Source organism: Achromobacter denitrificans NBRC 15125 (assembly GCF_001571365.1).
Lineage (GTDB): Bacteria > Pseudomonadota > Gammaproteobacteria > Burkholderiales > Burkholderiaceae_B > Achromobacter > Achromobacter denitrificans.
The window spans coordinates 193,070-204,535 of sequence record NZ_BCTQ01000005.1 but is presented as its reverse complement, the minus strand read 5'-3'; the positions used below and the strand labels follow the sequence as shown (position 1 = coordinate 204,535).

Annotated in this window: 9 protein-coding genes; 3 read left to right on the top strand and 6 right to left on the bottom strand. The window is 65.4% G+C overall.

Annotated elements, in window-relative coordinates; all coding sequences use genetic code 11:
• The 6 genes from ADE01S_RS06750 to ADE01S_RS06725 form a co-directional block, all read right to left on the bottom strand.
• A partial coding sequence (locus tag ADE01S_RS06750) for a retention module-containing protein (protein ID WP_156494249.1) occupies positions 1–1,500 on the bottom strand: 1,500 nt, incomplete at its 3' end.
• Positions 1,501–1,584: 84 nt separating this feature from the next.
• Positions 1,585–2,241, bottom strand: a complete 657-nt coding sequence (locus ADE01S_RS06745) for a response regulator transcription factor (protein ID WP_062680773.1) — start codon at positions 2,239–2,241, stop codon at positions 1,585–1,587.
• A gap of 18 nt (positions 2,242–2,259) precedes the next feature.
• The gene (locus ADE01S_RS06740; RefSeq protein ID WP_062680803.1) at positions 2,260–3,681 is read right to left on the bottom strand and encodes an HlyD family type I secretion periplasmic adaptor subunit; all 1,422 of its coding nucleotides are present in this window, start codon (positions 3,679–3,681) and stop codon (positions 2,260–2,262) included.
• A gap of 7 nt (positions 3,682–3,688) precedes the next feature.
• On the bottom strand, positions 3,689–5,854 hold the full coding sequence (locus ADE01S_RS06735) for a type I secretion system permease/ATPase (protein ID WP_062680770.1): 2,166 nt from the start codon (positions 5,852–5,854) through the stop codon (positions 3,689–3,691).
• Positions 5,838–6,050, bottom strand: coding sequence for a hypothetical protein (locus ADE01S_RS06730; RefSeq protein ID WP_062680768.1), 213 nt, complete (start codon positions 6,048–6,050; stop codon positions 5,838–5,840). Before ADE01S_RS06730 ends, ADE01S_RS06735 begins: the two co-directional genes overlap by 17 nt.
• Before the next feature lie 25 nt (positions 6,051–6,075).
• Positions 6,076–7,569, bottom strand: coding sequence for a TolC family outer membrane protein (locus ADE01S_RS06725; RefSeq protein WP_062680767.1), 1,494 nt, complete (start codon positions 7,567–7,569; stop codon positions 6,076–6,078).
• Between the two features lie 528 nt (positions 7,570–8,097).
• Here ADE01S_RS06725 and leuC point away from each other — a divergent pair.
• Genes leuC through leuB form a run of 3 tightly spaced genes read left to right on the top strand, consistent with a single transcriptional unit; the run spans position 8,098 to position 11,283 of the window.
• Positions 8,098–9,501, top strand: a complete 1,404-nt coding sequence (gene leuC / locus ADE01S_RS06720; protein ID WP_062680765.1) for a 3-isopropylmalate dehydratase large subunit — start codon at positions 8,098–8,100, stop codon at positions 9,499–9,501.
• A 25-nt stretch (positions 9,502–9,526) separates the two neighbouring features.
• Positions 9,527–10,177 carry a 3-isopropylmalate dehydratase small subunit gene (gene leuD, locus ADE01S_RS06715; protein ID WP_062680763.1) on the top strand — a complete coding sequence of 217 codons (651 nt, stop codon included), beginning with the start codon at positions 9,527–9,529 and terminating at the stop codon, positions 10,175–10,177.
• A 29-nt stretch (positions 10,178–10,206) separates the two neighbouring features.
• Positions 10,207–11,283, top strand: coding sequence for a 3-isopropylmalate dehydrogenase (gene leuB, locus ADE01S_RS06710; protein ID WP_062680761.1), 1,077 nt, complete (start codon positions 10,207–10,209; stop codon positions 11,281–11,283).
• The last annotated feature ends 183 nt before the right edge of the window (positions 11,284–11,466 follow it).

Genomic DNA, 11,466 nt, shown 5'->3' with positions numbered 1-11,466 from the left:
GGTGATCGTCACCGTCAGCGTGGCCGTGTCCGTTGCGCCCTGGGCGTCGGAGACGGTGTAGGTGATGGAGGTCGTGATCGTAGCGCCGGCGGCCAGGTACTGGAAGTCGGAGCCCGGATTGAAGGTGTAGGTGCCATCGGCGTTCAGGGTGAACTTTCCGCCGTTGGAACCGCTGACTTCATTGCCCACGCCCGCCGCGTTGCCCTCGACCGCCGAGACAACGATCGTGTCGCCATCGGGATCGGTGTCGTTGCCGAGCACGCCTTGGGAAACATGGTCAACCACGAGCACGTTGTCTTCGGTGGTTGCGCCGGAGTCGTCGAGCGCGATCGGCTCGGGGTTGCCGATCGTCCACACGAACGTCTTGGAAACCGAGGCGCCGTACGGGTCGGTGGCCGTTACCGTGATGAGGTACTCGCCCTTCACGCCCGTGTTGGTGTGGTCGGACGCCCAATTGGCCAGTTGGCCGGAGAAGGTGCCGGTGGCGGTGTCGAACGTCAGGCCGCCGGGCACGTGGTCGACGGAGTAGGTGAGGACGTCGCTCTTGTCCACGTCGCTGAAGAAGCCGGACAGGTCGTAGCTGACGACGTCGCCGTCCATGTTGTCCCGGTTGTCCAGCGCGACGGCGGTCGGGCCGTCATTGGTGCCGGTGATCGTCACGACCACGGTCGCCGTGGACGTGGCGCCGCTCGGGTCGGTGATGGTGTACGAGATGGTGGTGGTGGTGGTCTCGCCTTGCGCCAGGTGGTCGTAGTTGCCGCCCGGGTTGAAAACGTAGCTGCCGTCCGGCTGGACGGTGAAGGAGCCGCCGTTGCTGCCGGTGACCGTGATGCCGCCCGGGGTCATGGCGCGGCCGCTGATCGAGGTGATCGTGAGCGGGTCGCCGTCGGGATCCGAGTCATTGAGGAGCAGGTTGCCGCGCACCAGGCTATTCTGGTCGCCGCGTCCCGCGTCGTCGAGCGCGCTGGGCGGGTTGTTGACGGTAACGGTCGGGGCGGGCGTGCCGTCCCCGTCGTCTTCGCCGGCGCCGGTGGCCGACATGCGGGGCAGGATGTCCTCGCCGCGGGCGGGGTTGGGATAGGCCAGGTCCAGCGGGCTGGTGGTTTCGAGGATGCGGGCCAGGCGCACGAAGCTGCTGCCGCCCGCGTCGCCGCCGCCGGCCACGGTGGGATCCAGGTCATCGAACGGGTCGCGGCCGTCGCGCAGGGCGGCCAGCAGGCGGTCGGAGTCGGTGCCGCTGGGCGGAGCCACCGCGGCTTCGGACGGGTCGGCCAGGGGGCCGCCCACGTCGGCGTTCATCGCAACTTCGCGGCCTTCGCCAATGACCAGCGGCATGCCGTCGCCCACCTGAAGCGAAACCGTGGCGCCCGAGGCAGTAACGACGTCGGCGCCTGCGGGGACTTTGCTGCCTTGATGCAGTTCGGTCAGGGAACCGTCGCTATTGCGTATCCACGCGCGACCGGAAATTTCGTTGACGACTGCGGGGGAGGTGTTGGCCATGTTGGTTCCGTTTCAGGGAGTTATCCAAGATGGCCAGATACTAAATGGCGCCGCCGGCGCGGGATATTGTCCTCAAGGACAGTATCAGGAGGGAATTTTCATCCTGGCGTCGGCGGGCGCGGAAATGCCATGGACCAGCAGGGCGAGCTGCAGGCGGTCCGTGACGCCCAGCTTTTCGAAAACGGCCGACAGGTGGGCCTTGACCGTGCGTTCGGTAATGCCCAGCGCTTCCGCGATCGGCGCGTTGGCCTGGCCGTTGGCGGCATAGCGCGCCACGGTGATTTCCCGCTCGGTCAGCAGGCCGCCGTCCCAGGATTCCGTGCCCTGGGAACGTTCGGCCACCAATTTGAGCAGCCGCGAGACGAGCGACCTGCCCATCCAGATGCCGCCCGACGCCACGACTTCCAGCGCCTGCGACAAGCCGGCCGCGGGCGCGTACCCGTGGCAGTAGCCGTGGGCGCCCGCGCCCAGCACCCGGGTGCCTTCTTCGTCGTTCGGGCTGGGGCTGGCGACGACCACGCGCATATCCGCCAGGGTGGGGGTCCAGACGGGATCCTGCCAGGAAGGCAGCCGGGGCAGGCCGGTGTCCAGCACGGCCAGCGTGCGACCCTGTTCGCGCCAGCGTTGCAGGTCGGCCAGGCCGCGGCCCCGGGCTGCGAGCCAACGCGCCGGGTCCAGCGCGCGCCAATGCTGCCACAACAGGTCGTCGTGCGTAATCAACAGGACAGGAACGGGTTTCATAAAGCCTTGCAGCCCTCCTTAACGTTCGGTAAAGGCATTCGCCTTGGCGCGCAATATGGGCTTGAGCAGGTACTGGAGCACCGTGCGCTTGCCTGTCAGGATGTGGACCTCCGCCACCATCCCGGGGATGATGGGCAACAGTTTGTCGCCTACCGTGCTGCGGTCGGTGCGGACGCGCACCACGTAGTAGGAATTGCCTTTCTCGTCGGTCACGGTGTCCGCGCCGATCTGTTCCACCTTGCCTTCCAGGCCGCCGTAGATGGCGAAGTCGTAGGCGGTGAATTTCACTTCCGCCTTCTGGTCCGCGTGCAGGAAGCCGATGTCTCGCGGCTGGATGCGCACTTCGAGCAGCAGGGTGTCGTCCTTGGGGACGATCTCGATGATGTCCTTGCCCGGCTGGACCACGCCGCCGACGGTGTTGTTGAACAGCGTCTTGACGGTGCCGCGCACCGGCGCGCGGACCTCGGCCAGCTTGACGCGGTCGGCCAGCGCCAGCTTGCCCTGGCTGAGCGTGGACAGCTTGGTGTTGGTTTCGGACAGCTCGTTGCGGGCCTGGTTGCGGATATTGAGCTCGGTTTCCTGGATCTTGCTTTCGGCTTCCTTGATGGAGGCCTGGAAACGGTCGATCTGCGCTTCCGCGCCTTTCTGTTCGCCGCAGTAGCGGGCCACGTCGCGCTGCAGGCGCAGCAGGTCGACTTCGGAGACGGCGCCGCTCTTGAGCAACGGACGGGTCACTTGCAGTTCGCGGGAAGTCAGCCCGCAGCTGGTGGCGGCCTGGTCGCGCTTGGCGAGCGTTTCACGCAGGTCTTCCTGGCGCTGCTTGAGCTGCTCGCGGGCGACATTGACGGTGGCGTTCAATTCCGAGGTGCGCGCCTGCCAGGCGTTGCGTTCCATTTCCACCAGGCCGGGCGCCTGCTTGAGCGCCTCCTCGGGCGCCACGAAAGGCTCGCCGGTGGCCAGCGCCTTCAGGCGGGCAGCCTTGGCGAGCAGCGACAGGTACTCCGCGTTGTTCTCGCCCAGCGACGAGGCGAAGCGGGTGGAGTCGATCTTCAGCAGGACTTCGCCGGCCTCGACTTCCTGTCCGGGCCGGACCAGGATTTCCTCGACGATGCCGCCGTCCAGGCTCTGGATGATCTGGACCTGGCGCGAGGGCACGACCTTGCCTTCTCCGCGAACGACCTCGTCGATGCTGCCGGTGCCCGCCCAGAAGAGCAGGCCGCCGGTCGCCAGCAGGCTGACCCACAGCAGGATGCGGGATCCGCGGGCCTGGGATTCATGGATGACCCATTCCGCGTTGCCGACATAGTCAGAGCGATGCTCGGGCTTGCCCTTGGCGGTGCCATCGAGCAGGCGGTCGAAAAAGAACACAAAGATGCCGCGCAGCTTGCGCCACAGGGTTCCAAACAGGCCATGCCTGGGTTCGGCGGGGTTGTTCAGCATGATTACTTCAGCCTCCGCGTCCGACACGACCCTGGCGCAGGGCTTCGACGACTTGTTCCTTGGGACCGTCGGCCACGATGTGGCCGTTGTCGATCACGATCAGCCGGTCGACCAGGTCCAGCAGCGCGGTGCGGTGCGTGACCAGCAGGATGGTCTTGGTCTGGCTGGCTTCGCCCAGGCGCTTGCGCAGCTGGGTTTCGCTCTGGTGGTCCATGTTGCTGCTGGGCTCGTCCAGCAGCAGGATGGGGGGATCGTTGATCAGGGCCCGCGCCACCGCCACCGACTGGCGCTGTCCGCCGGACAGCGATTCGCCGCGTTCGCCGATCACCATGTCGAACCCGTTGGGGTGGAGGTTGGCGAAATCGGAGACGCCGGCCAGGTTGGCGGCCGCCAGGATGCTGGCGTCGTCGGCGTAGGGCGCGCCCATGGCCAGGTTGTGCTTCAGGCTGCCGTAGAAGAGCAAGGGATCCTGGGGCACGTGGCCGATGGCGCGGCGCACGTCGGCCGGGTCGATCTGGCGCACGTCGATGCCGTCCAGCAGGACCGCGCCTTCCGTGGGCTGGTACAGCGCCAGCGCCAGCTTTTCCAGCGTGGTCTTGCCGGAGCCGATGCGGCCGATGACGCCGACCTTTTCGCCGGGCTTGAGCTTGAACGACACCTTCTTCAGCGCCGGTTGCGCGGCGCCGGGATAGGTGAACGTGACGTCGCGGAATTCGATCCCGCCATGGAATACCGGGCGATGCAGGAATTCCGCCTCGGCGGGGCGCTCGACCGGCAGCTTCATGTAGTTGTCGATCGATCCCAGCGAGGTGCGGGCGTTCTGGTACTGCATCAGCAGGCCCGCCACTTGCCCCAGGGGCGCGAGGCAGCGTCCCGCGATCATGGAGGCGGCAATGATGCCGCCCATGGAGATGGCGGACTCCTGCGCCTGGTACACGCCGATGATCACCACCGAGATCGAGACCATCTGCTGGACGGCCTGGACGAAGCCGACCGTGGACGACGAGATCAGCTTGAGCTTGCCGCCGGTCTGGGCGATGAATTCGGTGGCGCGTTCCCAGTTGCGCTGGATGGAGCCCTGGGCATTGAGGGTCTTGACGGCCTCCAAGCCGGTCAGCGCCTCGACCAGGGTCGCGTTGCGCTGCGACGAGGCCTGGAACGTCGCCATCGTCAGCGATTCCATACGGGCCTGAGCCGCCAGCGACACCAGCAGGATCAGCACGATGGCGACCAGCGGCGGCAGGATCATCCAGGGGGAGATCCAGGCCAGGGCCAGCAGGAACAGCAGGATGAAGGGCAGATCGACCAGCGTGGTGATCGTGGCTGAGGCGATGAAGTCGCGGATGGATTCGAAAGAGCGCAGGTTGGCGGCGAACGACCCGACCGATACCGGCCGGCCCTCAAGCCGCAGGTCCAGCACCCGTTCCATGATCTGCGCGGAGAGGCGCACGTCCACCCGCTTGCTGGCGCTGTCCACCACGTGCGAGCGGGCGGTGCTCAGGATCATGTTGAAGATCACGACCATCGTGATGCCGATGGCGAGCACCCACAGGGTTTCGATGGCGTTGTTGGGCACGACTCGGTCATAGACGTTCATCGTGAACAGCGGCATCGCCATTGCGAAGATATTGATCAGCAGCGCGGCGACCAGCGCGTCGCGGTACAGGCGCCGGTTTTCCATGATGGCGGCCCAGAACCAGTGGCGCTCGCGCACCTTGGCGACTTCGGGCGCGCGCGCGTCGAAGCGGAACTGCGGGCGGACGAAGCACACCACGCCGGTGTACTGCGCCGCCAGTTCCTCGGGCTCCATTTCCATCGAACTGCCGCCCAGCTCGGGATGGCTGACGACGTACTTGCCGCCGTCTTTCTTCAGCAGCAGGCAGGCGCGTTCGCCATGGAGCAGCAGGATCGCGGGCAGCAGGTCCTGCGAGATGCTGTCCAGCTCGCGCTTGACCACCCGGGCCGACAATTGGGCGCGGGCGGCCGCGCGCGGCAGCAGGGCGGGGGTGAGCCGGTGTTCTTCCAGCGGCAGGCCGGAAGAGAGCGCCTGGGCCGTGGCCGTCACGCCGTGCAGCCGCGTGATTTCGACCAGACAGTCCAGGAGGGGGTCTTCGTGCGCGGCGCGGGCGTCCGCGCGCCACTCCCGGGCGGCCAATTCAGATAACTTGTCCATCTTCGTCATCCAGCAGGTCCAGGTGGTCCGAGAGTCGCGCGCGTTGTTGCTTGCGCTGGGTCAGCTTTTGTTGTGCCTGTATCGGCAGGTCCGTCATACGCAAGGTGCCATTGGCGATCAGCGCGTCGATCAGGTCTTCCAGAACGCGGACGAAGTCCGCGTCCAACTGCGAGAAGTCGTTGCCCTGTTTCGGCATGGAGTCTCCTTGCGCCAGGGGACGCTCAGGGTTTGGCGCGGGGCGCGCTCACCGGGATGAGCGTGGGCGGCAGCGCGCCTTCGTTGTATTTCACGTGCACCGGGGTCAGGCGGGCCGTGTCGGGCACCGTCGAGTTGCACAGCTTGATCACGTCGTCGGAGACCACCAGCTTGCCGTTTTCCTCGGGCATTTCGTTGCGGGCCGGCTGCAGGGCCAGGGCCGGCAGCAGCTGGTGCGACAGCGCCAGCCAGCGGTACTGCGCGATCTGCAGGTCATACAGGCCGTTGGTCAGGGCGCGGCGCGATTCGAACAGTTCGTTTTCGGTGTCCAGCAAGTCCAGCAGCGAACGCTGGCCGATCTGGAACTGCTGGCGATAGGCTTCGCGCACCTTGGTCGTGGCCACTTCGTGGTCGCGCAGGAAGGGCAGCTTCTGGCCCAGGCTGACCACGTTGTTCCAGGCGATGGCCAGCTCCTGCTGCACGTTGCGGCAAGTGTAGTCGCGGATGTCGCGCGCGGCGTACGACTGCGCGGCGGTCTGGCGCACGCGGGCCGAGTCGGCGCCCCCGCGGTACAGGTTGTAGCTCATGACCAGCTGCACGCTGGAGCTTTGGATGTCGCGGTTCTGGGGCGTCGGGTCGTTCTGGTCGCGGCCGGTGGAGGCCACGAACTCGAACTTCGGCGAGAACGCGCCCTTGGACGACGCCACGCCGGCTTCCGCGGCCTGCAGGCCGGCCTGCTTGGACAGGAAGCTGGGGTTGCGGCGCAGGGATTCATTGAAATCGCTGGGCTTGGCCGGCAGCTTGCCCGAGATGTCGGGCGGCGGCAGCATCGATTCGGGAGGCAGGGCGCCCGTCACGCGTTGGAAGCGCTGCTGCACGTCCAGCAGGTTCGCGGTCTCGGTCATCAGGTTGGTCTGGGCCAGCGCCAGGCGCCCGCCGGCCTGTTCCAGGTCGACGCGGCGGCCCACGCCCGAGTCGGCGCGTTCGTTGATCTGCTTGAGCGTTTCCTCGTGCAGGGAATAGTTCTGGCGGGCCAGCAGTTCCATGTCGCGGTAGCGCTGCAGGTCGATATAGGCCTGCGCGGCGGCCAGCGCCGTGTTGTCGCTGGTGGACAGCAGGTCGTAGAACTTGGCCAGCTTGTCGAAGCCGGCCTGCTTCACGTCATTGCTCGTGCGGAAGCCGTCGAAAATCAATTGGCGCAACTCGACGCTATAGCCGGGACGGCTCCAGTCCTGCGAACCCACGCCCGGCACGTTGCGGCGGTACTCGCGACCCACATAGCCCTGCGCGTTGATCTGCGGGAAAAAAGCCGCGCGCGCGACGTTCTGGCCTTCCAGCGACGCCTGGAAATCATGGTACTTGGCCTGGATCTCCGGATTGCCCATCAGGGTCTGTTCGACGATCTGGTTCATCGAGACTGCGGACTGCGCCGAGGCGGGAGCGGAAGACTGAGCAAATGCCGCAGGAACGAATGCCAGGGCAAGGACCGAAGTCGTGCTTTTGAGCAAAAACGAAGCCATAGTGATTATTCGCGAGTCGAGTTGAGAATGAATGGCCGCCATATTGTGTGGAAATGTCAGATTTGACGAGTCAATATTTGTTAATTCTTGACGAAGTTTCCAAGGCGGCTTTTTGTGTTTCTTCGCGCATCATCTCTTAATTTAGTTGAACTTGCACGAATTTCGCTATGGTGACGATTAACGGTTTACTTTAATACGCGTTTAATGCGATTTATTGCGCTTTATTTCGTAAATGGAGAAACCACAGCGTTGCGTGATTATATCGTTTTGATAATTTTGTATCTGTTTTAACGCCCCGAATTTGTATCTGTGATTATCTGGCCACATTCTCCGGAGCGAGCCCGAAACAAGATCTTCCCGAGACCTGTCGCGGCCCAGCATGGTAGTGCTGGTACTGGTATATAAGGTGCAGTTGTACTAGGTTCAGACCCTGTGCATAATTCCCTCATGCCGCAGTGGCCGGCGCGGGAGCGTTTTGCTTCAACCGCGCGAGGCACGAGCCGGATTGTCTATTAGCAGAGCGCATCCATGGCCCAAACCCTTTACGACAAACTCTGGGACGCCCACGTCGTCCACCAGGAATCAGACGGCACCTGTCTGCTCTATATCGACCGCCACCTGCTGCACGAGGTCACCAGCCCGCAGGCGTTCGAAGGACTGGCCATTGCCGGCCGCAAGCCGTGGCGCACCGGCGCCAACCTGGCCGTGGCGGACCACAACGTGCCCACGATGAACCGCGCCCAGGGCATCGACGATCCCATCTCGCGCCTGCAAGTGGATACGCTGGACGACAACTGCGACAAATACGGCATTACCGAATTCCGCATGAATGACCTGCGCCAGGGCATCGTGCACGTGATCGGCCCGGAGCAGGGCGCGACCCTGCCCGGCATGACGGTGGTCTGCGGCGATTCGCACACCAGCACGCACGGCGCGCTGGGCGCGCTGGCCTTCGGCATCGGCACGTCCGAAGTCGAGCACGTGCTGGCCACTCAGACCTTGCTCATGAAGAAAGCCAAGAGCATGCTGATCAAGGTCGAGGGCGAGCTGCCCTTCGGCTGTACGGCCAAGGACGTGGTCCTGCACATCATCGGCATCATCGGCACGGCCGGCGGCACCGGCCACGCCATCGAGTTCGCCGGCAGCACGATCCGCGGCCTGTCGGTCGAAGGCCGCATGACGGTCTGCAACATGGCCATCGAAGCCGGCGCCCGTTCGGGCATGGTGGCGGTGGACGACAAGACCATCGAGTACTTCCGCGGCCGTCCCTTCTCGCCCTCGGGCGTGCTCTGGGACCAGGCGGTGGGCTACTGGCGCACCCTGCATACCGACGAAGGCGCCAAGTTCGACACCGTCGTCGAGGTCAACGCGCGCGACATCAAGCCGCAAGTCACCTGGGGCACGTCCCCGGAAATGGTGCTGCCGGTGGATTCCCGCGTGCCGGACCCCGACCGCGAAAAGGACGACGTGCGCCGCAGCGGCATGGAGCGCGCCCTGCAATACATGGGCCTCAAGCCCAATACGCCGCTGACCGATATCCGCGTGGATCGGGTGTTCATCGGCTCTTGCACCAATTCCCGCATCGAAGACCTGCGCGCGGCCGCCGCCGTGGCGCGCGGCAAGCGCGTGGCCTCGAACGTGCGCCAGGCGATGGTTGTTCCGGGCTCGGGCCTGGTCAAGCAGCAGGCCGAGCGCGAGGGGTTGGACAAGGTTTTCATCGAAGCCGGCTTCGAATGGCGTGAACCGGGCTGCTCGATGTGCCTGGCCATGAACGCCGACCGCCTGGAACCCGGCGAACGTTGCGCCTCGACCTCGAACCGCAACTTCGAAGGCCGCCAGGGGCAGGGCGGGCGCACGCACCTGGTCAGCCCGGCCATGGCCGCCGCCGCCGCCGTCGCCGGTCATTTCGTCGACGTCCGCACGTTCCGTTAAGCGTTAAGCACCGAGTACCGACATCATGCAAGCATTCACCACACACGAAGGCCTGGTAGCCCCGCTCGATCGCGAAAACGTCGACACGGACCTCATCATTCCCAAGCAGTTCCTCAAGTCCATCAAGCGCACCGGCTTCGGGCCGAACCTCTTCGACGAGCTGCGCTACCTGGATCACGGCGAACCGGGCATGGACAACAGCAAGCGTCCGCTGAACCCGGATTTCGTGCTGAACCAGCCCCGCTACCAGGGCGCCTCGGTGCTGCTGGCGCGCAAGAACTTCGGCTGCGGCTCCAGCCGCGAGCATGCGCCCTGGGCGCTGACGCAGTTCGGCTTCCGCGCCATCATCGCGCCGTCCTACGCGGACATCTTCTTCAACAACAGCTTCAAGAACGGCCTGTTACCCATCGTGCTGTCCGAGCTCGAAGTGGCGCGCCTGTTCGACGAGGTGAAGGCCTTCCCCGGCTACAAGCTGCGCATCGACCTCGACCAGCAGGTCGTGGTGGCGGCGGACGGCCGCGCGATGGGCTTCGATATCGAACCCTTCCGCAAGTACTGTCTGCTCAACGGCTTCGACGATATCGGCCTGACCCTGCGCCAGTCCGACAAGATCCGCGCTTTCGAAGCGGAACGCCTGGCCCGCCATCCCTGGCTGGAAAGCCGTCCCATCGCCTGACGCCCTAATTACTACAGGATTGTTTTCGTATGACCCATAACATCGCAGTCTTGCCGGGTGACGGCATCGGCCCGGAAATCGTCGAACAGGCCGTGCGCGTCCTGAAGGCGCTGGACCTCTCCCTCGACATCAAGGAGGCGCCCGTGGGCGGCGCGGCGTTCGACGCGTTCGAGCATCCGCTGCCGCCGGCCACCCTGAAGCTGGCCAAGGAGTCGCATGCCGTGTTGTTCGGCGCCGTGGGCGACTGGAAATACGACAGCCTGCCGCGCGAGTTCCGTCCGGAACAGGCCATCCTGGGCCTGCGCAAGGCGCTCGGCCTGTTCGCCAACCTGCGTCCGGCCATCCTGTACCCCGAACTGGCCAGCGCCTCGTCGCTGAAGCCGGAGATCGTTTCGGGCCTGGACATCCTGATCATCCGCGAACTGACCGGCGACATCTATTTCGGCACGCCGCGGGGCGTGCGCTCGTCGCCCGACGGCGCCTTCGCCGGCGAGCGCGAAGGCTACGACACCATGCGCTACGCCGAATCGGAAGTGCGTCGCATCGCGCGCATCGGCTTCGAGTCGGCCCGCAAGCGCAACAAGAAGCTGTGCAGCGTGGACAAGGCCAACGTGCTGGAAACCTCGCAGTTCTGGCGCGATCTCGTCATCGAAGTCGCGCGCGACTATCCCGACGTGGAGCTGTCGCACATGTATGTGGACAACGCCGCCATGCAGCTGGTGCGCAACCCGCGCCAATTCGACGTCATCGTGACCGGCAACCTCTTCGGCGACATCCTGTCGGACGAAGCGGCCATGCTGACGGGTTCGATCGGCATGCTGCCCTCGGCCTCGCTGAACGCCGGCGGCCAGGGCCTGTACGAGCCCAGCCACGGTTCCGCGCCCGACATCGCCGGGCAGGGCATCGCCAATCCGCTGGCCACCATCCTGTCGGCTGCCATGCTGCTGCGCTATTCGCTCAACCTGGCGCCCCAGGCCGATCGCATCGAGGCTGCCGTCCGCCGCGTGCTGGCCGACGGGCTGCGCACGGCCGACATTTTCGAACCGGGCACGACCAAGGTCGGCACGGCCGAAATGGGCGACGCGGTGCTGAAGGCCCTGGCCTGATCGGCCAGGACAGCGCGGCAGCCCGGCGCCGGAGCGCCTGGCGGTCGCGCCCGGCAAAGGGTCGTCCGGCGGACGGCCCTTTGCTTTTCCTGTTGCGGAGGCGCCGCGAAAGCCCAGGGCGCCTATTGCGGCCCCTATTTTTTCTAGCTGCGCCGCAACATCTCCCCGTGCATTCTGATAAAT

Bases quoted from the DNA above. Each gene is read 5' to 3' on its own strand.
- ADE01S_RS06745 (WP_062680773.1), bottom strand. From the start codon at position 2,241: ATGAAACCCGTTCCTGTCCTGTTGATTACGCACGACGACCTGTTGTGG.
- ADE01S_RS06740 (WP_062680803.1), bottom strand. From the start codon at position 3,681: ATGCTGAACAACCCCGCCGAACCCAGGCATGGCCTGTTTGGAACCCTG.
- ADE01S_RS06735 (WP_062680770.1), bottom strand. From the start codon at position 5,854: ATGGACAAGTTATCTGAATTGGCCGCCCGGGAGTGGCGCGCGGACGCC.
- ADE01S_RS06730 (WP_062680768.1), bottom strand. From the start codon at position 6,050: ATGCCGAAACAGGGCAACGACTTCTCGCAGTTGGACGCGGACTTCGTC.
- ADE01S_RS06725 (WP_062680767.1), bottom strand. From the start codon at position 7,569: ATGGCTTCGTTTTTGCTCAAAAGCACGACTTCGGTCCTTGCCCTGGCA.
- leuC (WP_062680765.1), top strand. From the start codon at position 8,098: ATGGCCCAAACCCTTTACGACAAACTCTGGGACGCCCACGTCGTCCAC.
- leuD (WP_062680763.1), top strand. From the start codon at position 9,527: ATGCAAGCATTCACCACACACGAAGGCCTGGTAGCCCCGCTCGATCGC.
- leuB (WP_062680761.1), top strand. From the start codon at position 10,207: ATGACCCATAACATCGCAGTCTTGCCGGGTGACGGCATCGGCCCGGAA.